21 protein-coding genes, 4 tRNA genes and 1 pseudogene are annotated in these 20,413 nt (G+C 40.0%); 5 read left to right on the forward strand and 21 right to left on the reverse strand.

The features are described 5' to 3' along the window. Positions 1-524, reverse strand: a 524-nt coding sequence (locus FE394_RS13120) for a phage major capsid protein (RefSeq protein ID WP_319926830.1), incomplete at its 3' end; no start/stop codon positions are given. Between the two features lie 573 nt (positions 525-1,097). Here FE394_RS13120 and FE394_RS13125 point away from each other — a divergent pair. Further along, positions 1,098-1,913: a hypothetical protein gene (locus FE394_RS13125; protein WP_319926831.1), complete on the forward strand. Its 816-nt coding sequence runs from the start codon at positions 1,098-1,100 to the stop codon at positions 1,911-1,913. A gap of 32 nt (positions 1,914-1,945) precedes the next feature. On the opposite strand, the pseudogene FE394_RS13130 reads toward FE394_RS13125, so the two are convergent. The 3 genes and pseudogenes from FE394_RS13130 to FE394_RS13140 all read right to left on the reverse strand — a co-directional run. Next, positions 1,946-2,029, reverse strand: a pseudogene (locus FE394_RS13130) (IS5/IS1182 family transposase); the annotation flags it as partial. Between the two features lie 522 nt (positions 2,030-2,551). Beyond that, positions 2,552-4,897 carry a primase-like DNA-binding domain-containing protein gene (locus FE394_RS13135; RefSeq protein WP_319926861.1) on the reverse strand — a complete coding sequence of 782 codons (2,346 nt, stop codon included), beginning with the start codon at positions 4,895-4,897 and terminating at the stop codon, positions 2,552-2,554. A gap of 96 nt (positions 4,898-4,993) precedes the next feature. Beyond that, complete coding sequence (locus FE394_RS13140; RefSeq protein ID WP_319926832.1) at positions 4,994-5,353, reverse strand: hypothetical protein; 360 nt, start codon at positions 5,351-5,353, stop codon at positions 4,994-4,996. 233 nt (positions 5,354-5,586) lie between these two features. Here FE394_RS13140 and FE394_RS13145 point away from each other — a divergent pair, with 233 nt between their 5' ends. After that, positions 5,587-5,778 carry a hypothetical protein gene (locus tag FE394_RS13145; protein ID WP_071822489.1) on the forward strand — a complete coding sequence of 64 codons (192 nt, stop codon included), beginning with the start codon at positions 5,587-5,589 and terminating at the stop codon, positions 5,776-5,778. Positions 5,779-5,866: 88 nt separating this feature from the next. Here FE394_RS13145 and FE394_RS13150 read toward each other — a convergent pair whose 3' ends face one another. From FE394_RS13150 to FE394_RS13205, 12 genes are all read right to left on the reverse strand, one after another. Continuing rightward, positions 5,867-6,085 carry a helix-turn-helix transcriptional regulator gene (locus FE394_RS13150; protein ID WP_038239587.1) on the reverse strand — a complete coding sequence of 73 codons (219 nt, stop codon included), beginning with the start codon at positions 6,083-6,085 and terminating at the stop codon, positions 5,867-5,869. A gap of 300 nt (positions 6,086-6,385) precedes the next feature. Continuing rightward, positions 6,386-7,648, reverse strand: coding sequence for a tyrosine-type recombinase/integrase (locus tag FE394_RS13155; RefSeq protein WP_319926833.1), 1,263 nt, complete (start codon positions 7,646-7,648; stop codon positions 6,386-6,388). 167 nt (positions 7,649-7,815) lie between these two features. Continuing rightward, a tRNA-Leu gene (locus tag FE394_RS13160) sits at positions 7,816-7,902 on the reverse strand. Between the two features lie 6 nt (positions 7,903-7,908). Beyond that, a tRNA-Cys gene (locus FE394_RS13165) sits at positions 7,909-7,982 on the reverse strand. Positions 7,983-7,987: 5 nt separating this feature from the next. After that, positions 7,988-8,063 (reverse strand) — tRNA-Gly (locus tag FE394_RS13170). A 143-nt stretch (positions 8,064-8,206) separates the two neighbouring features. Then, complete coding sequence (gene pgsA, locus FE394_RS13175) at positions 8,207-8,755, reverse strand: CDP-diacylglycerol--glycerol-3-phosphate 3-phosphatidyltransferase (protein WP_319926834.1); 549 nt, start codon at positions 8,753-8,755, stop codon at positions 8,207-8,209. Between the two features lie 55 nt (positions 8,756-8,810). After that, the gene (uvrC, locus tag FE394_RS13180) at positions 8,811-10,643 is read right to left on the reverse strand and encodes an excinuclease ABC subunit UvrC (RefSeq protein ID WP_319926835.1); all 1,833 of its coding nucleotides are present in this window, start codon (positions 10,641-10,643) and stop codon (positions 8,811-8,813) included. Positions 10,644-10,663: 20 nt separating this feature from the next. Further along, entirely contained in the window at positions 10,664-11,323 is a 660-nt protein-coding gene (gene uvrY / locus FE394_RS13185) for a UvrY/SirA/GacA family response regulator transcription factor (RefSeq protein WP_319926836.1), read from the reverse strand. Positions 11,324-11,689: 366 nt separating this feature from the next. After that, positions 11,690-12,091 carry a GFA family protein gene (locus FE394_RS13190; protein WP_319926862.1) on the reverse strand — a complete coding sequence of 134 codons (402 nt, stop codon included), beginning with the start codon at positions 12,089-12,091 and terminating at the stop codon, positions 11,690-11,692. A gap of 156 nt (positions 12,092-12,247) precedes the next feature. Further along, entirely contained in the window at positions 12,248-12,643 is a 396-nt protein-coding gene (locus FE394_RS13195) for a hypothetical protein (protein WP_319926837.1), read from the reverse strand. 124 nt (positions 12,644-12,767) lie between these two features. Further along, on the reverse strand, positions 12,768-13,109 hold the full coding sequence (locus FE394_RS13200; RefSeq protein WP_319926838.1) for an NIPSNAP family protein: 342 nt from the start codon (positions 13,107-13,109) through the stop codon (positions 12,768-12,770). Positions 13,110-13,192: 83 nt separating this feature from the next. Further along, positions 13,193-14,116 (reverse strand): DMT family transporter, encoded by a 924-nt coding sequence (locus tag FE394_RS13205; RefSeq protein WP_319926839.1) that lies wholly within the window; start codon positions 14,114-14,116, stop codon positions 13,193-13,195. A 79-nt stretch (positions 14,117-14,195) separates the two neighbouring features. On the opposite strand from FE394_RS13205, the gene FE394_RS13210 reads away from it, so the two are divergent. Then, positions 14,196-15,164: a LysR family transcriptional regulator gene (locus FE394_RS13210; RefSeq protein ID WP_319926840.1), complete on the forward strand. Its 969-nt coding sequence runs from the start codon at positions 14,196-14,198 to the stop codon at positions 15,162-15,164. A gap of 496 nt (positions 15,165-15,660) precedes the next feature. On the opposite strand, the gene FE394_RS13215 is transcribed toward FE394_RS13210, so the two are convergent. The 3 genes from FE394_RS13215 to FE394_RS13225 form a co-directional block, all read right to left on the reverse strand. Continuing rightward, positions 15,661-15,786: a hypothetical protein gene (locus FE394_RS13215; RefSeq protein ID WP_319926841.1), complete on the reverse strand. Its 126-nt coding sequence runs from the start codon at positions 15,784-15,786 to the stop codon at positions 15,661-15,663. Between the two features lie 150 nt (positions 15,787-15,936). Then, entirely contained in the window at positions 15,937-16,473 is a 537-nt protein-coding gene (locus FE394_RS13220; protein ID WP_319926842.1) for a GNAT family N-acetyltransferase, read from the reverse strand. A gap of 152 nt (positions 16,474-16,625) precedes the next feature. After that, positions 16,626-17,129: a GNAT family N-acetyltransferase gene (locus FE394_RS13225; protein ID WP_319926843.1), complete on the reverse strand. Its 504-nt coding sequence runs from the start codon at positions 17,127-17,129 to the stop codon at positions 16,626-16,628. Positions 17,130-17,270: 141 nt separating this feature from the next. Between FE394_RS13225 and FE394_RS13230 the strand changes: the two genes are divergently transcribed. Further along, a complete protein-coding gene (locus FE394_RS13230) occupies positions 17,271-17,654 on the forward strand; it encodes a nuclear transport factor 2 family protein (protein ID WP_319926844.1) in 384 nt (127 codons plus the stop codon). Between the two features lie 56 nt (positions 17,655-17,710). Here the strand turns inward: FE394_RS13230 and cycA are convergent, their stop codons facing one another. Beyond that, positions 17,711-19,117 (reverse strand): D-serine/D-alanine/glycine transporter, encoded by a 1,407-nt coding sequence (gene cycA, locus FE394_RS13235; protein WP_319926845.1) that lies wholly within the window; start codon positions 19,115-19,117, stop codon positions 17,711-17,713. A 235-nt stretch (positions 19,118-19,352) separates the two neighbouring features. On the opposite strand from cycA, the gene FE394_RS13240 reads away from it, so the two are divergent. Further along, positions 19,353-19,428: transfer RNA gene (locus tag FE394_RS13240), tRNA-Lys, on the forward strand. Between the two features lie 474 nt (positions 19,429-19,902). On the opposite strand, the gene FE394_RS13245 is transcribed toward FE394_RS13240, so the two are convergent. Further along, positions 19,903-20,388 carry an NUDIX domain-containing protein gene (locus tag FE394_RS13245; RefSeq protein ID WP_319926846.1) on the reverse strand — a complete coding sequence of 162 codons (486 nt, stop codon included), beginning with the start codon at positions 20,386-20,388 and terminating at the stop codon, positions 19,903-19,905. Positions 20,389-20,413: the final 25 nt, after the last annotated feature.

The raw sequence follows: 20,413 nt of genomic DNA on the forward strand, positions 1-20,413 counted from the left end.
GGAAATAGTTTGATGCTGACCTCTTCCATCTTCGGCGTAGCAGTCTCACTACGTGCCTGACCTTCTTCCCCGTGTACTACGGCTGCGCCACCGACAGAAACCAACTGTTTATACTCATTGCTACGTGTGGTTTTCACCATACAAATCCGGCGCATGACTGACTCATCAGTCAGTTGCTGCATGATTTGTTTGTTCAGTTCAGGAATAACGGTATAGCCGCCCTCAGACGGAACGCCCGTAGATAGAGAACGAGCTTCACCAGTCAGAACATAGTGGCGTAATTCATCATTGCTGAGTTTTTTGCTGGTCGGCTGGCTCTTTGCCTGACTGCGTTCTTCATCAGCCAAAGACTCATAACGGGCAATTTCAGTATTCAGGGTGTCGGACTGGCTACGCAGTTCGTCGAACTGTTTGCCTTCATCGGTATTCAGTGAGCGTTTTTCATTTTCAGCTTTGGTAAGCAGTGAACCCATTTGGTGGATTAAATCGGATTTTTGTTGGCGTAGTTCGAGTAATTTTTTCATGGCGTTTTTATATAAAATATAGTCGAGTTAAATTAGCTGTAATTTTTAACACCATGAAAAATAATATAAAGTTATCTATTTATGATAGAGGGTTACACAATAATGTTTTTTACAAATGCAATAATTTTATTCATTTGAATATATAATCCTGCAAAAAAGAAAATAAAGATATTATATTTCTTTTTATTGCCGATATTTATTAGAAATTAAGACATATTAATTGTTGGGTATCACAATCGAGATAATTATAAATATCAAAGGGATCTGAAATGAATAGTGTCGAATATTATTTTTTAATGTTAAATAACAATTCATAATCATGCTACACATAGGATCCTTCAACTCATTGTTATACATGTAATTATGAGTGCATGAGGTGTAGCGCTATTTTGGAAAGTTATTTAAACATATCTCCATATCAAGGGCCAAGTTTCATTCTTGGTATCTTTGAAGCTAAACAACTTGCAGAATTACATAAGAAACATTATGTTGCATGTCAATAATTATGATTATTAATCACATTACACTTATCTCCGCATCTACTTATTAAATATAGAAATGGAATCAAAAATAATGAAAATAGAAAAAGTTGGTCATATTCCCACGTTAGATGAGTATTTAACACAAAATATCGAAAATAATAACCCTAAAATTAAAGAAATAGTGGATGATTTCTGTGATTTTCCTGGGCCAGAAAAAAAAGACTGTCAAAATGAGAAAGAAAATTCACTAAGGGAAAAAAGAGCACTCCTGCTGAAGAGTTTCAAAAATAGGGTCGATGATATCATTATTTTCAACAGGTATGCATTGCATCAATATAACATAAACGCTGAGAATATTGGACCAAAATTTGCTCTTTACGATGAAGAGTATGGCGGAATGTTCAGTTCTATTCTTGATAAACAGGATGAAGAAAAAATTGAATATGCCAGATTAGGGTTTAAGAATTTTGACTGGGTTTGTGAATTGTTAAATGCCAGAAAAATAGCTGATGAGGGTTTAATAATTCATTTATGGGCAACTATTGAACAGCACGTCAAAAGAGCAATTTTGATCATGGAAGAGAGTAGAAAAGAAATGCCATATAAATGGAATGAATTGAAGAGGTTATCTAAGGAGGTAGGGATAGATTTAGAATCCCTTCCGTCCTATGATATAATTAATGAAATTAGAGTTGTTAACAATAAAATCAAACACTTGTATATAGTTGATAAAGAGCTTTGTAAATATACAGGATTTGCAGAGCATGAAGGTAAAAAAATGAGTGCTGTCAATTATAGAACTCATGAGTATGCCTTGGCCGCGCATCATTTTATGAATCGGTTGGTTATGGCTATGGGGCCTGTTATAAGTTATGCGCCAGACAGAATTATTGATGAGAATGAATAATGGGTGTTGATGCTTTATGTTCATAAATCAATTCACATGAGTAACCAGACAATGATAAATGCCAGTGCTAATATGCTGGCATAATTTCGCTCTAATTTATCGTATCTCGTTGCTATAAGGTAATCCTCTCTAAATACCGAAGTATTCTCTCATATGATTATAATGTATCTGAGAGGGTCGAAACTGTATGAAAAAGTCCCGTGTTACCATTACTGCATTTTTTGCCCCTTATGTTCTCGTTACTTAGCACTCTTACTAAATAACATTTTGGGAGTTTTATCATAATGTGAATCTATGAGTAGAACTCCGAAAACTATCGGAACTCTATAATGCAAAAGCTCATGGTGCTGTATCTAAATACTGGTAAAAAGCTTTTGTTTCCTACCCCCTGAAAATCTTTTTCACCCCCTCAGTTATGCACCCTCTGCACAATACCCTGAAAGCCTTGCTACATCTGGGTTTGATGCAATTAACATGATATTCACTGACTGTATCATCTGTTCACCCACTTTTTAGATTAATGAAGAGAATGTAGAGTTGATGTATAGCTAAAAAATAACTATACATCTATTATTTACCTTTAAATACAGTTAGATATTTGAATTGGTGTATAGAATGTAGACCTAAAGCCAAAAGTTTTATACAGGTGATTTAAAGTCTCGACATTCAGGCACAGAGGGTAGCCATTCTTCGGCCTCTTCCGATAACTCAACGTTATAGGAATAGCCTTTCTTGGTGCGCACTTTCCGGTACTCTTTTCGGTACTCCAGCATAATCTTGGGAATGGACTCACCAAACTTGGTTAGTGTCAGCGGACGTTCAAAGCCGTGCGCTTCCATAAAAGAAAGATAAGCATGATATAAATACATTCTCGGTGCGCGTGGGCTGATGTTCTTATTGCCCATCTTCATCCCAGTTGCATCATTGACAGACACCAAATAACCACAAAAGCGATACAGCGGATCGGAATGACTTTTCACTGTTAATGCTTCGTTAGAATCGCGTTGCGCCTGTAGTAGCTGCTTAGCCTTATTCTGGTCGGCAAATTCGTTTAATAAGTGGCGAATAATCACAGGCAGTTCCCGACTGATTTTCTCCGGCAATTGTGGGTCTTTCTCGGACTCTTTGACCGGAATATTAAACGGGAATATCACCCGCCGCCGTGTAATGCCGCCATTGCGTTCGGTAAAGCTCATCGGTTCGTTATTGGTGGCTAATACCACGGCTTTAATAATCGTTGAAAACTGCTTCTCGTATTTTCCGTCAACTTCAATCAGGTCGCCGCCTGTAATGGCCTTAATGCCTGCCCCTTCACCGACATATTTAACCTGATCGGGCAGCGTAATTAAGCTTTTGCCGACAAACTGATAACGGCCTCTGGCTTCATCCAGCGCTCTCATATTGCCACTGGCGGTGTTATGTTCGCCTGCCAATAAGGTAGCGATATAAGTAAACACGCTTTTACCGCTGCCACCTTCGCCTGTCACTTCAATAAATAGCTGCCAGTCATAACGGTTTGCCAGAATCATAAACAAGGCAGCTTTGATGCGATTCATCTTATTTTCATTCTGACCCGCCGCATGGGATAACCAGCGGTAAAAATCGGGGGCATGGTCTGGCAAATTTTCACCGACAGCAGGCAGCGTGAATGCAATGCCGTTATGATTCATTAGCCAGTGTTCCGGCTGGTGTGGGGTAAATTGTTGTGTCGATAACGCATACACGCCATTACTAAACCCGATTAAATCCGACTGTTGTTCGCCAATGACCGGAATTTGCAATTTCAGGGCACAAATAGCGTTATTGATCCCGTTTGGGCTGTACGGGGTGTCGTGCTGGTCGAAGATTGCCACCATTGCGCGACGCAGCTCATTATCTGAAAGGGTTTCCCATGTCGTACCGTTATAGTGATAAACCGCTTCGCTTTCAGCATGTACCGCGATTTTTTTGTAATGCTCAACCAATAATGCCCCGCGTTGACTGGCTGCCATTTGTGCCAGATTATTATTGGCCTTTTTGGGCTTAGTTTCGTGGATCACTGCCGCTTCTGCTTCCATGAGTTTTTTCTCCCCAACCTCATATAATCCGTTGCCGAATGCCTGCTTTGCTGCCTCTATGCCGTGATGCTGGCGATAATCGTCCCAGTCGGCTTTATATTCCGTTGGCGGTAACGTTACCCAGCCATTAACCGCTTTAGCGGTCTTTTCTGCCGCTATTTTGCCCACATTCTTTTTGAGCTTGCCGTTTTTGTCCCGTTCGCCTTGTGAGTGCCAATCATTATCGGCGGCAAGGATGATTTTCGATTCAGGCCACTGTTTTCTGACCAATTCGGCAACATTCAGTAGATTACTTTCATCAATCGCAGCCAGCACCACGCCTTTATGTAACTGGCTAACGGTCAGCGCTGTCGCGTAACCTTCGGTAATGATGATGGTGTCCGGCATTCCGGTAATTTCAGATACCGGAATAAAGCTCCCTTTCTTCTGCGTACCGGAAACAAGGCGTTTTTCACTGTTAGGCTTGATGATTTGTGCACCAGTGATTGTGCCATCTAGTGTCTGAGTCACCAGTAATAGAGAGCCATCTTGCAATACCCGCTGATTGGGACATTGCAGCCCCTTTTTCACCAAATACTGAGATTCTCCCCTTGTCGATTTTGCCACCAGCAGCGCGATCCGTTCCGCAATGGGTTTTACTGTTCGAGGCTGCTCTTTAACTGGTTTCGGTTCAGGTAGTGGCATTGCCAGCACGTCAGCAACTTGCTTAGCTGCGGTCAGGATAGTGATACCTTTGGCTCTCGCTACTAAATCCAGACCGTCACCATGATTGGGTTGGTCGCACTGGCGGCAATGCCAGTCGCCGTGATAGTTATCATCTATAAAGTGAAAACGGTCAGTGCCACCGCATATCGGGCAGACGCCATGTTTTCCCTTTGCCGGAACATCCACACCACAAGCGGGTAACAGGCTCTGCCAGTGATTCATGGCGGATTGTTTCACTGTTCGGATAACGTCTATCGGGCTTATTTCTGCGCTGTTTTTATAGGCTTTATATCCATATGAAGATGATTGACTCATGCTTTACTCCTCGTAAACAGCCGCTTGAAGCGCATGGTAAACGTCCTGATTGATATCACAGGCCAGCGCAATCAGGTTATTTAAATCGATAGAGCATTCGTCCTTGGCTTTTTCAAGAATGACGTAGAATAAAGAAGTTGCCAGCCCCGTGTTGTGCATAGCCTGAGTAAGTGAAATAGGCGCTCGACGTTCGTACGTTCTGGCTATTTCAATGTCGATAGATTTATTATCTGGTATGCAAGAATGGCGAATACGCATGGCGGCTTTCTCTGCTCCGCGCAATGTCTTGTATTTGTAACGGATTGTTTCTTTTTTTATCTCGCCAGTATGCTGATTTGTGGTTGTGATAATGAGCTTAAACATGGCTCACCTCCAGAATGGAGATAAGGTACATAGGGAAGAATTTAGGTAAACGGGCTTTGCCCTTTCCAGTTAGAAAGGTATATTGAAACATAGCTACCTCGATATTGTAGTTATCGTTGGTGGTTAGCCCTCGTTTGATACGGTCAATATCATTCGGGGGCGTTTCTTTTTGTACATACACCGTGATAAAGTACGTACATAATAAATCACATGCTATAAGGTTACGTACGTACATGTCAATCTTAAAAAGAGACAAAACTGAAAAAGGAAAAGGTTTGTCTCCCACTTTCCAAATCAGAATAACACCAGAATTAAAAGCACAATTTGAAGATGCTGCGTCCGATGCAGGAATGACTTTAGGTAATTGGTTAAAAACATTAGGCCGCAAAGAGTTAGAAAGACTGGGTGTAGAGCCAAAAGGCTGAACCAACCAATAATAAATCTGATAGTTAACTAACTCTCTAAAAGATAGCAAGTTAAGGGTAGCATTCACTGTACTACCCTTTTTTGCTTTCATTGTGCTACCACGCCGCGAGATTCAGCTATACGTTGATCTATCCAACCATCAACTTCTGATTCAAGAAAAGCAACTGAGCGAGTGCCGATTTTGATTTGTTTTGGGAATTTATCTTCTCCGATAAGTCTATAGATCCACGCTTTGCTGTAACCTGTTCTGCGTTGAACTTCTGATAAACGAATAAGACTTTCTTTAGGTGTGGTAATTATTGACATGTGGTTTTCCCTGTTAACTTATCTATATTTGATGTTTCTAGACGTTATTAGAACAGGGATAATTAAACCGAAGTTCCAATGTGAGATCATCACATTGGAATAGTAATCCGTTTCATACAAAGAGTGTGTTACATCTTATTATTTTGATTATTAACTATTTTTAGTTATAAAAAACTAACGATGGAAAATATACCAGCCCGTAACGATACTACGGACTGGTATAAAATTAGCCAGCACACCTTAATAAGATATTATATTTACCTGATGTCTCAGATACGCAATATATAGTTCCAGATGAAATTATTTCCGACCTTTTTTAGCAAAATCATATGGAGTTATATATTTTTCTCTATTTGCATCCAGATAATCAGCCCACCATTGAACCATTAGCCGCCGTTCGTCCAGATGCTTAGATGTATGAATATACGCAGCGCGGACGTTTTTTCTTTCCACATGGCTTAACTGACGTTCTATTGCATCATCGTTCCATAATCCCGATTCGCCCATCGCACCACGCGCCATTGTTCTAAATCCATGACCACAAACTTCTGTTTTGGTGTCGTATCCCATACCGCGTAAGGCATTATTTACGGTACTTTCGCTCATGACTTTTGCCGGATTATGGTCATGAGGAAACATCACCTCACATTCACCACTCAAACCCTGCAAGGTTTTAAAGAGAGATACGGCCTGACGACTTAACGGCACAATATGTTCGGTTTTCATTTTCATGCCACGTTCAGAGAATTTAACGCCTTCAATGGGTTTTCTTGTGGCGGGAATTTTCCAGACTGCATTTTCAAGATCAAGTTCTTCCCAACGGGCAAATCTCAACTCACTGGAACGGACAAACGTTAATAAAGTCAGTTCTACGGCAATTCGGGTAATCAAACGCCCGCGGTAGTGAGAAAGTCGGGTAAGGAATTCAGGTAAGCGTTCGTGAGGGAGAGCTGGGTGATGTTTGGCTTTTACTGTAGAAAGAGCACCAGACATATCATTTGCTGGGTTAAATTCAAGAATATCATTCTGGACAGCATATCGCATGATGGAAGTAACACGCTGCTGTAATCGCTGAGCGATATCGTGTTTACCATCGGCATCAACGGATTTGATAGGCGCTAAAAGTTGGCTTGTTCTTAACGTGGAGATATCAAGCTTGCCAATATGAGGAAAAATATAGTGCTCAAGACTACGCAGAATGCGGTTGCTGTGATCTTCACTCCATCGCTTATTGCTGGCGTGCCATTCACGGGCAACTTGTTCAAAGGGAGGTGCCCCTTTTGATTCGGCTTGTGCCCCTTTTTTCTCTGCTTTGGGGTCAGCGCCTTGAGCTATGAGTTTTTTGGCTTCATCTCGTTTAGCCCGTGCATCAGCTAAAGACACTATAGGATAAACCCCAAAAGCCAGTCGGTCTTCTTTCTTATCGGTAGGGCGGCGATACTTCATCCGCCAGTATTTAGAGCCGCGTGAGGTGATCTCCAAATAGAGTCCGCCACCATCAGCGAGTTTGTAGGTTTTTTCTTTGGGTTTTGCTGCTTCGATTTGCCGTGCGTTTAGTTTCATTTTTTAGGGGCACATTTAAAAATAGAAGTGTAGGTGCCCCAGATTATGCCCCGTGGTGCATGTTGATTGCAATGGACTAAAGTAGACATAAAAAGAAAAGACCTGATTGATTTATCAGGTCTTTCTAGGATTTAGTTTACTAGAGTAGACGTTAGTAAACTTATGTTTGGTGCCCAGGGCGGGACTTGAACCCGCACAACCTAAAGGTCGAGGGATTTTAAATCCCTTGTGTCTACCGATTTCACCACCTGGGCTAAATCTGGAGGCGCGTCCCGGAGTCGAACCGAGGTGGGCGGATTTGCAATCCGCTGCATGGCCACTCTGCCAACGCGCCTTTTTTGGAGCGGGAAACGAGACTCGAACTCGCGACCCCAACCTTGGCAAGGTTGTGCTCTACCAACTGAGCTATTCCCGCTTTCTTCGAACTTCTTGATTTGCTTAACTTGTTTTGCAAATCTCATGTGCCGTTCGATGCGTTGCATTCTACTTATTTCACGAAGTGAGTCAACACAATTATTTATAAAATCCATTCATTCGCTGATTTTTGCGTCACTTCGATCAACCTTCACGCAAATCAACCCATGCAGCGCTCAAATATTGAAACATTGACCAGAACGTCAGTACTGCAGCTGCATATAATAAGATGAATCCACCCACTTCAAGTTCAATGCAAGGACGCCATAGTAAAGCAAGCAATGCAGCCATTTGTGCAGTGGTCTTGATTTTTCCCATCCAAGAAACAGCTACGCTGCTGCGTTTTCCTAACTCAGCCATCCATTCACGCAGAGAGGATATGATGATTTCGCGGGCAATCATTGTCGCAGCAGGTAATGTAATCCACCATGTATGGTAATGTTCTGCTATCAGCACCAATGCAGTAGCAACCATGACTTTGTCCGCTACCGGATCAAGGAATGCGCCAAAGCGTGTTGTCTGTTTCCACAAGCGCGCAAGGAAACCATCAAACCAATCGGTTGCAGCGGCAATAACAAAAATAATGGCACACAACATCGGTGCCCATTGAAATGGCAAGTAAAATGCCAAAACAAAGAATGGAATTAAGGCAATACGGAACAGAGTAAGCCATGTTGGAATATTTAATTGCATAATGCTTAGTAACTATCTGGCCATGTAAAGTTTATAATATGGTGCATCAATAATTTTAGTGTTTCAATGCATTATAGATTTTTTCTGCCAGTGCATAAGAAATAGAAGGCACTTTTGCGATCTCTTCTACACTTGCGTTGCTTAAAGGCTGTAATCCGCCCATATATTTTAGTAGCATTTGTCTACGTTTTGGTCCAATACCTTCTATCGATTCTAGTGTACTGGTTTTTTTCACTTTCTCTCTACGCTGGCGATGCCCTGTGATCGCATGATTGTGAGATTCATCACGAATATGTTGAATAACATGTAATGCAGGTGAGTCGGGAGGAAGTGCAATTCCCTCTCCTTCAGCGACAAAAAACAAGGTTTCCAATCCCGCTTTACGGTCACTCCCCTTTGCAACACCAATCAGCTTAGGATGGTTTTTATTCCATTCAACCTCCAAAGAACCGAAAACTTCGATAGCCCGTGCAAGTTGCCCTTTGCCACCATCAATAAAGATGATGTCAGGAATTTTGGTCTGATCAATAGCCTTAACGTATCGACGATGCAAGACTTGATTCATCGCCGCATAATCATCTCCAGGAGTGATCCCCGTAATATTATAGCGGCGATATTCCGCCCGTACAGGGCCGTTGTCATCAAAAACAACACAGGATGCAACTGTTTGTTCTCCCATCGTATGGCTAATGTCGAAACACTCCATACGCCGGATTTTTGCAATACCTGTAAATGAAGCCAATGACTCTAATCGCTGATGAATTGTTGATTGTTGAGAGAGCTTCGTAGTTAATGCTGTTGCAGCGTTAGTTCGTGCCAGTTTTAAGTAACGCGCCCTGTCCCCTCTTGGACGCGCTTGGATATGAACTTTTCTGCCAGAGAGTTCTGAAAGTGATGATTCCAACAGTTCTTTTTCGGATAATGCAAAGTCCAGTAAGATTTCTGTCGGCAATGTCCTGTTTTGGCTTCCCTGAAGGTAAAACTGGCCGAGGAAAGTTTGTACCACTTCATCTAATTTCGTATCAGCAGGAATTTTAGGGTAGTAACTCCGGCTACCCAATATTTTTCCCTGACGAATAAACAAGACGTGGACACAGGCCATACCAGCTTCAAAAGCGACACTGAGCACGTCAAGATCATCGCCTTCCCCAGAAACAAATTGCCGTTCAGTTACTTGGCGCACGGCTTGGATTTGGTCGCGATAACGAGCTGCATCTTCAAATTTTAGTTCCCGGCTTGCTTCTTCCATTTTACTAACCAGCTCAGTCAATACTTGCTGATCTTTTCCTGCCAGAAACAAGCGGACATACTGGACTTGCTGCTGATATTCCTCATCCGTCACGAATCCCTTAACGCAAGGGGCAAGGCAGCGACCAATCTGGTATTGAAGGCAAGGTCTAGAACGATTGCGGTACACACTGTCTTCGCACTGACGAATAGGAAATAATTTTTGCAATAAAGCCAAACTATCACGCACGGCATGAGAATGAGGAAATGGTCCGAAGTATTCGCCTTTCGCGTGTTTAGCGCCACGATATAACGCTAAGCGAGAGTGAATATCACCACTCAAAAAAATATAAGGATAAGATTTATCATCCCGCAGCAATACATTGTAGCGAGGCTGATAAAGCTTGATGTAGTTATGTTCGAGCAAGAGAGCTTCTGTCTCTGTATGGGTGACGGTAACATCTATCTGGACGATATTTTTTACCAGTGATTCTGTTTTACGGCTGCTGACTTGAGTTCGAAAATAGCTGGACAGACGCTTTTTGAGATCCTTGGCTTTACCAACATAAATCACTGTGCCAGCCATATCATACATGCGGTAGACACCGGATTGACTGGTGACTGTTTTTAAAAATATTTTTGAATCAAATTGCTCTGCCACTATTTATCACCCATTACATCTTATCCGCCGTGATTTAGCATATTCTGCGAATCCAGTAACCCACAGCGTATTGCTATATGCGTCAATTCTACATCACCCTTGATATTTAGTTTACTGAACATTCTATAACGATAGCTATTCACGGTTTTTGGGCTCAGATTAAGCAGTGTAGAGATCTCATTGACTTTACGGCCTTGAGTTATCATTGTCATAATCTGTAACTCACGTTCTGAAAGCTCATCCAGCGGGTTTTCTTTTTGGGGTGATAACTGGTTGAGCGCCATTTGCTGGGCGATATCAGGGGAGATATAACGCTGCCCTGCATAAACAGCCCGAATCGCATTGATCATATCCTGAGGAGTTGCTGCCTTGCTTAAATATCCTCTAATCCCTGCTTGCATCACTTTCGTAGGCAAGGAACTTTCAGTGCAGATAGTTAAAATAATCACCCGCGTGTCAGGCGAATAACGGATGATTTTTTTAGCAGCTTCAAACCCTCCCATGCCCGGCATACCCATATCCATAATGACAACATCCGTGCTGTTTGATCTACACCATCTGACCGCATCCTCCCCACTATCGGCTTCTCCTACGACCTTGATCCCTTTTACATCATCAAGAATGCCTTTGACGCCAATGCGAACCAGTTCATGATCATCAACTAATAAAACATTAATCAAACAACATCTCCACTAACGTAATATCCACTAAAACAGTGATAAATTAATAAGATCCAAAACCAAGCGGATATGCTAATTTTATCTTTTTGATTTTCATAAGATAATTTGAAAGAAGGTAACATCCTCTCCCGAGTAATACCAAGATCTTTTTGATTAGACAGCGGATTATACTAACATTAGTAGAAAACAGAAAGAAAATTGTTACAGATCAACAAACTAAATCATTCCAGCCACCCTATTCATTATAAAATATATTGACTGAATGACTTCATCATATATTTTCAAAACAACATATAAATATGATATTTATCACAACCTATTTTAACCCACAAAATATGGGGGGAATATCTTCCCCATATTGGTAAATTATTTAAATAAATTAATAATATCTTGTTCAGTCAGCATCGGTGTCTTTTCAACAAAATTATAATACTTTGGTTTACTGTCTACATAAATTTGGCGAAACAGTTTACTTTCATGATTATGATCAAACAATGCTATCGAAACATAATAAGAGCTGGGATGATGTAAATGATAGAAAAGGTGCGTACCACATTTTTTACAAAAGGATCGCTCTGCCCACTCTGATGATGAATATGTCGAAATATTTTCAGCTCCTTCTAACTGTAGATCATCCTTACAATCCACAGATAAAAATGGACCACTATTCCATTTTTGGCATGTTTCGCAATGGCATGCATTGACATCAGCAATACTTTGAGTGGTTTTTACTCCCACTGCACCACATAAACAACGACCTTGATTTATCATTTTATTCTCTATTCAAGATAAATTTATAATATAGAACAAAACCTTATATCTGACATTGAATATTACCACTACTTAAATTCACTAAAAATGCCATATCTACCACAGTATTTCACTAATCTTTAGCAGATCAGCAAAATAAGTGGTAAGTCTAAATTACTTATTCTGATTACGCCCTCTATCCTCCTTTTTCTCTTTCTCTTCTTCCTCGTCGTCACCGTCGTCGATATGCCAATTGTGTAGTATCCGATGTACAAAGGGTGTCACTACCATCCCAATAGCAATAAAAAAGATAGCCTGAAGAAATAAACCATAAATGGCTGCAAAATATTTACCCAGTGTACTGACAGGCTCAATATGCAGGTTTTGAGTCCCTATCATTGAGACAGAATTCAATATTGCATCAGGTATGGCATGACTTTCAATCAAGAAAAAACCTAACACACCGGGAATAATTCCGATCAGAAAAATAATAAATGCATGTAAAAAAAAGCGCAGTATCCGCAGAATAAATCGATCCAGACTAATTAATTTATCAGTAAATTTTTCCATACTGAGACCTCCACTAATAAATTAGTTATCATGGTGATTGTATGTTAGTTTTTATTTTTATCAATGATCATTATCTGAATATCAGCAGATAAGATTGATGACAACAAATTTTTCATATTTCAATTCAGTGCTGACGTACGCGCAAAGCATCAATAGATAGTGCCGGAAGCTCAATTATCGATTTGACGCTTTTATCAATTCTCTCGATAATGCCCACTCTTGGGCCTTTGATCCAATCACTACTTTTATAAAATTCAGTCAGCATTTCATGCATCTCATCAAAGCCATCAAAAGCACGGAGCAGATAATATGAATCAGGATCATGCAATGAGCTGCCATAACTTACGACATCTATTCCTCTTTTTTTATGCAATGGAACACTGATTTCCATCATTATGCTGTGAAACTCTTCACCAGTTCCTGCTTTCAATTCGTATTGCAGTATTTCTATAATTTTTTTGTCCATATCGGTATCCTCTAATTTTTAATCAACATAATGTCAGATTATTGAAAAAAAAACTTATAATGCTGTTAAAAAAGCAATGTTTATTATCTTCTTGAAACTCCTTTGAATAACTTGTCTGCCGTAATAACTCCCTGCCCCAAGAGCACACCTATTATAGTGATCACTATTCCAATAACCTGTACCAAACTAGGTATAATTCCCATCGTTATTTGTATAACGAGTGCAAAAATTGGAATAAAATTAAAAAATATTGCCGTTTTCCCTACCCCTCGAACCGCAATACCCATATTCCAAAAAAGGTAGGCAAAAGCTGAACCACCAATACCGATATAGATACAGGCTAAATGGCTTTCAAGTGTTCCGGCTGAAAATGCCGTGATTGGTGACTCAACAAACATTGCAATAAACGCCAGTATGATTGCGCCAAAAAGCATCGTCCAACTTGTTGTTGCCAATGGCGTCGCATCGCTGACAAATACCCTTGTTCCTACCGTATAAATCGCCCAGCCAAGACTTCCTACAAAAATAATGATATCGCCTATTGCCGCCTGAATCGCACCACCCAAAATCAATTGACCATCGGTAATGACCAAAGCAACACCCAATAAGCTAATAATCATGCCGACTATACGTATAAATTCAGGTAACCGACGATATATGATAGCTTCCAAAATATGAGTAGTGATGGGCGTTGTTGCCACAATCAGTGCTGCCGTGATCGGACTAGTGCTTTGCAAGCCAACAAAAAATGCTCCGTTGAATCCAGCGACACCAATCGCACCGAGAACAATAAATGCCTTCCAATTTTGTTTCAAAACATTGCCGTTAACCCCCTCTTTCCATACAAAAAAAATGAAAATACAGATAACCGCAAAGAAAAAACGTTCAACAGATGCTGTCCACGGTGGCAAACTTGCAAGCGCAAATTTCGTTACCTGAAAATTTGATCCCCAAAAGAATGTTGCAATTAACGTTAGAACAACAGCTAACTGTGGTGATGTTCTCATATCTATTACCTTAGTTTTGATTTAGTTACACACCAAACTGAGTAACTTCCCGCAAAAATAATTGTGACATCTTTCAAAATTGAAATATTTAGACAATATTGGTAATCAATTTTTCATAAATGGAAAACGCATCGTGCAATCACTTATTTGGGATGACATTCGAATATTCTTGGTAGTAACGCGCACAGGCACTATCAGTAAGGCTGCTGAAGTCCTTGGTATTGGAGTAGCAACAGTATCGAGAAAAATCGAACGATTGGAAGCAACTTTTGGTATGCCACTATTTCTCCGGCATCAGGCGGGTTATCGGCTAACTGAAGATGGTATGGAACTACTGGAAAAAGCCAAAGCTATGGAGATAGCGGCAAGTTCATTTCTATATGAAGCTGATACACGGGCAGCCATTGCGGGAACGGTACGCCTTGCGACACTAGAGGCATTATCCAACTATTTAATTATGCCAAACGTACCTGTGTTACAACAAAATTACCCAAATCTGATGCTGGAGATCACGACTGATATTTACTCTGTTAATCTTCATCGCCGTGATGCTGATTTAGCACTTCGCATCATCCGACCAGATCAAGGCCATGTTAATATTCGCCAACTGGGAACATTAGGCTTTGGCCTTTATGGGAGCAAAGATTATTTGTCAACCTGCTCCCCCGGTATATTTAAAGGTGAATACGATGATGCTCATTTTATTGGTTGGACAAATGAGCATTCACAGCTACCTTCAGTTAATTGGCTTAAAAAAAATCTAAAAGGCCGCTCGCTTTCCATCTCAACTACATCTATTTTTGGTCAAATTGCAGCAGCGAGCGCCGGCCTGGGATTAGCCGTATTACCTCATATTGCAGCCAATAGCGCTGGGCTTTGCTGTATTTCACGTGATTTAGGCATAGATAAACCCATCTGGCTTGTGATTCAGTCTGATTTGGCCCATTCACCAAGAATACGAAAAGTCGCAGATTTTTTAGCAGATATTGTTTTGCAAAATAAGGATAAGCTTTCAGGACAAACTGGAGTAAATTTTTTAAAAAACTGATGACTGTTATACTAAGTGCAAAATATGCTGGTAACATACAGCTATCTTGCACTTAACGCAGAAACAGGATAAAGAGAATAGAAAAAATAAAGATAAAAATAAGTTTTACAATACAGGCAGCTGGCGATAACCCGGTGCATAAGGGATGTGCTCAAGATAGAGTCTGTAAATCATGACCCTGTAAATAATTCTGTGTATTTGCCCTTTGATTAAAGGTGGCCGTTTAATCGGTTCACCGAACTCAATAATTTTTATCATACTTCAGATTGGGGTAGCTGCTCATACAGTACCTAGAGTCTCATATTATCCTACATTGCAGCATATAGTCATATTTACCCTCGTTGCTAATATAATCTTATTCTTATTGGTTATTCATACAGCCATATCGTTCTGCCCTCTCTGCCTTTACAGTTCAGGAACTCAAATCGAGGTGATGTGGTCAAACAAAACAGAGAAGCCCCGCAAATACGAGGCTACTTTACAAAATAAATTTATTCTATTTGGCTAACTTCTTTGCTTCTTCTTCACTTGCTATATGGCTAATACCAAACAAAAAAGCACAAACAATGCCTACAATGAAACCGATAACTTTACTATTCAGTATCTTTGACCATGTATTCATTTTTTTTAGCCCCTTGCATCTTTTCATAAGCACATTGACGTAGTTATGAATTTTATCACAATAGCAGCATTTTTATGTAAATAAAGTCATTTTCAATGATTACTGCATAATTGGTGTGAACTAATATTCGCGGGTTACAACTGGAAATATTTACCCGTCTCCAGCGGAACATCCTGTATCATTAGCATGAAATCGATGATTGATTAAGGCCATTCCCATAATATCGCAATATTGACCGTTTCTTAATGCTTCCATACGACGAATATCTTCAGTCTCAAAACCAAACTTTTTGTACAGTGCGATTGCCTTTTCATTATCAGAAAATACTTCTAGCTCAATCCTGATACAACCTAACCAGTTGAATGCATAATCAATCGAAAACTCCATCAACTTTGAACCTACACCCTTGCCAGAATGAAATGAATCAACACCAATACCAATCCCCACAGAATGTTTTCGTCTTGGGTTAGCATGCGTAAATAATCCCAATACTCCCACAACTTTTCCATTTAATTCAGCAACAAAATCAATATCCCCTTGTGCTTTATTTAATTGCAAACGTTCCCGCCATATATCTAGTGAAGGACACGGAAGTTGCAATGTATTAGGATAAACATCCGGATGGCTATAAATTTTTTTATAACATTCTGCATCTTCAGGTTCAGTCGATCTAATTATAACTTCCATATAACCCTCTTATCATTTCTGATAAAAAAAGAAATTATTCTCATGATCTTCATGAAAAAGTCTATTTTTTCTTAAAACATATATCAGTGAAAATAAGATAGATGCTTTTATTATCTACTGTTCACCTTATTATCATAAGACATAATAATATATTACATTAATCGACTATTGATTAAGGCCATTCCCATAACATCACAATATTTGCCATTTCTTAACGATTGCATGCACCGAATACCTTCCATTTCAAATCCAAATTTTTTATATAAGTTTATTGCTTTCTCATTATCAGCAAATACTTCCAGCTCAATTCTGATACAGCCCAACCAGTTGAATGAGTAATCAATCGCAAACTCCATCATCCTTGCACCTATCCCCTGACCAGAATAAGCTGCATCAACACCAATACCAAGACCTACCGCGTGTCTACGCCTTGGATTAGCATGAGTAAATAACCCCAGTGTCCCCACTACCTTGCTATTTACTTCAGCAACAAACTCAATATCACCCTGAGCCTTAATTTGTTGTAAACGTTCCCGCAACATTTCACGTGAGGGACACGGACGGTACAATGTGTTAGAGTAAACATCTGGGTGACTATAAATTCGTTGATAATGCTCAGCATCTTCAGATTCAGCCGCCCTGATTATAATTTCCATATGCACTCCTTTTTAATTTGACCTCTTTATAATTACCTGATAAAAAAACAAATGTAAATAGAGTGTTATGACATTTATTAAAAATAATATGGCATTAATTTCTGTTATTATTTTACGCAGCTTATCTTCTTTGGAGTTTATATGACTCAGAAAAAATTAGCTATTTTTGAATTACTCAAATGCCTTGAAATCAGCCTTCATGCTGAAAAAAGAAATAATGCTGATTGGCTCTGTTCTGTATTACATGATAATTTTCTGGAAATCAGTAAATCAGGCTACATTTATACTAAAAAAATAGTGTTCGACGCATTAACTACAGAAATAAAAACTGTCTCCACAATTTTCTCACAGAATTTTTCCATGGATTTCCTGAGTTCAGATATTGTTTTACTCACTTATCAATCTCATGAAATGGATGAAACCGGCACTCCATTTAATCAAGCACTGCGTTCATCAATTTGGCAATTATCTTCATGCGGAAAATGGCAGCTCAGATTCCATCAAGGTACACTTTTGATGGAATGAAAAAAATGGCCCAATATTTGGGCCATCAATAATTAATTAATGGAATTTTTCCTTACTCATTGAGTAAGACGGGTTTTACGCTTTTTCACAATCTGAAATCCAATCACCAAAATAATGAACCAAACTGGTGTGGCGATTAATGCCTGACGAGTATCCGGCTGCAAGGAAAGCAAAACCAAGACAAACGCAAAAAAAGCCAAACATATCCAAGACATCACAATACCAAACGGCATTTTGTATACAGATGCCTGATGCAGAGCTGGACGACGTTTTCTATAAACTAGGTAGGAACATAAAATCATGCTCCAAATAAACATAAATAAAATCGCAGAAACAGTCGTTACCAAAGTAAAAACACGCATGACATCAGGAATAAAATAAATCAAAATGACGCCAAAAGAGAGGCACAGACAAGTAAAAATCAATCCTGATGCAGGAACCGAACGGCGGGACAGACGACTGAACTGCTTTGGTGCATCCCCTTCTTTCGCCAGACCAAACAACATCCGACTGGTCGAGAATACCCCACTATTTGCCGAAGATGCCGCAGAAGTCAGAACCACAAAATTGACAATGCTGGCTGCGGCAGGTAACCCAATCAAGACAAACAATTCCACAAAAGGACTTTTATCCGCAATGATAGCCCGCCATGGCGTGACAGACATAATTACAATCAGGGCCAAAACATAAAACGTGATAATGCGGATTGGAATGGCATTAATCGCTTTTGGCAAAGATTTCATTGGGTTTTTAGTTTCCGCTGCAGCAGTTCCTACCAGCTCAATACCGACAAAAGCAAATATCGCTATCTGGAATCCGGCAAAGAAACCACTTAAACCCATTGGAAACATGCCACCATCATTCCAGACATTAGAAAACGCGGCAACATGTCCAGCAGGGGATTGGAAGTGGATACCAATCAAGATGCCTCCTGTAACAATCAACGCAACGATGGCAATGATTTTGATCATGGCAAACCAGAACTCCAGTTCACCGAACAACTTTACCGTCGCGAGATTCAGGGTCAGCAGTACCAATACGCACAAGAGCGAAGTAGCCCATTCTGGAAAATTCGGAGTCCAATATCCAACATAAGCGGTGATGGCGACAATATCAGCAATACCTGTAATGACCCAACAGAACCAGTAAGTCCAGCCCACAAAAAAACCGGCCCAAGGCCCTAATAAATCTGCCGCGAAATCACTGAACGACTTATAGTGCAAATTGGAAAGCAATAACTCTCCCATTGCACGCATAACAAAAAACAGCATAAACCCGATGATCATATAAACAAAAATGATCGACGGTCCCGCAAGGGAAATGGTTTTTCCTGATCCCATAAACAGACCAGTGCCGATGGCTCCGCCAATCGCGATTAGCTGTATATGCCGGTTGGTGAGACCTCGCTGTAGATGTGAACCTTCAGTTTCAGGAATGTGAGTGGGTTGTATTTTTTCTTCCATAGTTGTATCCAATTTATTCTCACAGCATGGCCTTAATACCCTCAAGCTGTGTTTAAGGGAACATTGTGACATAGACAACTGCAGTATTAACAGAAGGATTTCACATGAAAAACAGGACGGTTACAATTCAGCCGATAGGAGGATAGGTCAATTGTTTATGTTTTATTCTACTTGATAAAAAAATGGGTATCGTCTATTGACGTCTTATTCTCGCAGTAGAATAATTAATCGTATGGGGTCGTTAGCTCAGTTGGTAGAGCCGCTGACTCTTAATCAGTTTGTCGGGAGTTCGAGCCTCCCACGACCCACCAAATTTGCACTTTTAAATCAGTCAATTAAGCCACTTTATAACGAGTGGCTTAATTATGCCTTTTGGTCAATGCCCCTTTTTGTCCCCTGAGAAGATTTCTCATGTACAAGATAAGAGTTGTACATCACTGTGTAACCATTATAAGTTTCGATATATTCATTTTTATGTTGGGCTGCAATAAACATAAGCAGAGTTCTTTTTCTAAGACAGAAAAAATCAAGGATCAATAATTTATGCCAGAATTCGTCAATGAAGAACTAGGTGAATATATACTGGTTACCAATCATCGTATTGAAAACAAGGAGTCAGTACATTTAAGTATAAAATTCAATCAAGCACGTATTGCGTTTGGGATTCAACATTTAGATTTCGTCAAATTTATATGCAGAGACATTGAATTCATCCGCTAATTTTTTAAGATCGTTGACTTCCCTGCCCCAGATAAACCTATGATACAAATTTTCATCGTTCAGTCTTAATTCACATCCCCTAAATAGACAGGAGAACCAGAGGAAAAATGCTTTTCTACAATCAAGGGGCGTAGAACCGCAGGAAATAATGGCAGGTTTATAACATCCCCCAAACTGATCCATTGAGCACCTATTTGATCCCGATCCGCATTAATATCTAGGTTATGAATATCGGGATTTTTATCGGCAAGCGAAGCAAGAAACATCAATTCGATTTGATGGACGTTTTTATCAAATTCAGCGAATTCATGATTGCTTCCTATATATTCCCTAACAAATACCAACCGTGCAGGTTCAATCTTGTATGTCGTCTCTTCAAGGCACTCCCTAATCAATGTTTGAGTCAATGTTTCTCCAAACAATTGTCCCCCACCAGGAAGGGTATACCATTCATCTGAATCCGATTTATATCTGACGAGTAGAATCTGGTCTTTGCAAATAATGATGGCTTTTGCTGAAATACGAATAGTGGCAGTATTACTTTTATTCACGAATTATACTCCGATAAAAAGGTGT

Origin of the sequence: Xenorhabdus littoralis, assembly GCF_033949345.1 — a bacterium.
GTDB classification, from domain to species: domain Bacteria; phylum Pseudomonadota; class Gammaproteobacteria; order Enterobacterales; family Enterobacteriaceae; genus Xenorhabdus; species Xenorhabdus littoralis.

What these genes read in the sequence shown, in the direction of transcription:
- FE394_RS13205 (WP_319926839.1), bottom strand. Translation starts at nt 14,116, where the DNA reads ATGAGAACATCACCACAGTTAGCTGTTGTTCTAACGTTAATTGCAACA.
- FE394_RS13145 (WP_071822489.1), top strand. Translation starts at nt 5,587, where the DNA reads ATGTCAATCTTAAAAAGAGACAAAACTGAAAAAGGAAAAGGTTTGTCT.
- FE394_RS13200 (WP_319926838.1), bottom strand. Translation starts at nt 13,109, where the DNA reads ATGGACAAAAAAATTATAGAAATACTGCAATACGAATTGAAAGCAGGA.
- FE394_RS13220 (WP_319926842.1), bottom strand. Translation starts at nt 16,473, where the DNA reads ATGGAAGTTATAATTAGATCGACTGAACCTGAAGATGCAGAATGTTAT.
- FE394_RS13230 (WP_319926844.1), top strand. Translation starts at nt 17,271, where the DNA reads ATGACTCAGAAAAAATTAGCTATTTTTGAATTACTCAAATGCCTTGAA.
- FE394_RS13155 (WP_319926833.1), bottom strand. Translation starts at nt 7,648, where the DNA reads ATGAAACTAAACGCACGGCAAATCGAAGCAGCAAAACCCAAAGAAAAA.
- FE394_RS13215 (WP_319926841.1), bottom strand. Translation starts at nt 15,786, where the DNA reads ATGAATACATGGTCAAAGATACTGAATAGTAAAGTTATCGGTTTCATT.
- FE394_RS13125 (WP_319926831.1), top strand. Translation starts at nt 1,098, where the DNA reads ATGAAAATAGAAAAAGTTGGTCATATTCCCACGTTAGATGAGTATTTA.
- FE394_RS13195 (WP_319926837.1), bottom strand. Translation starts at nt 12,643, where the DNA reads ATGGAAAAATTTACTGATAAATTAATTAGTCTGGATCGATTTATTCTG.
- pgsA (WP_319926834.1), bottom strand. Translation starts at nt 8,755, where the DNA reads ATGCAATTAAATATTCCAACATGGCTTACTCTGTTCCGTATTGCCTTA.
- FE394_RS13135 (WP_319926861.1), bottom strand. Translation starts at nt 4,897, where the DNA reads ATGAATCACTGGCAGAGCCTGTTACCCGCTTGTGGTGTGGATGTTCCG.
- cycA (WP_319926845.1), bottom strand. Translation starts at nt 19,117, where the DNA reads ATGGAAGAAAAAATACAACCCACTCACATTCCTGAAACTGAAGGTTCA.
- FE394_RS13140 (WP_319926832.1), bottom strand. Translation starts at nt 5,353, where the DNA reads ATGTTTAAGCTCATTATCACAACCACAAATCAGCATACTGGCGAGATA.
- FE394_RS13225 (WP_319926843.1), bottom strand. Translation starts at nt 17,129, where the DNA reads ATGGAAATTATAATCAGGGCGGCTGAATCTGAAGATGCTGAGCATTAT.
- FE394_RS13150 (WP_038239587.1), bottom strand. Translation starts at nt 6,085, where the DNA reads ATGTCAATAATTACCACACCTAAAGAAAGTCTTATTCGTTTATCAGAA.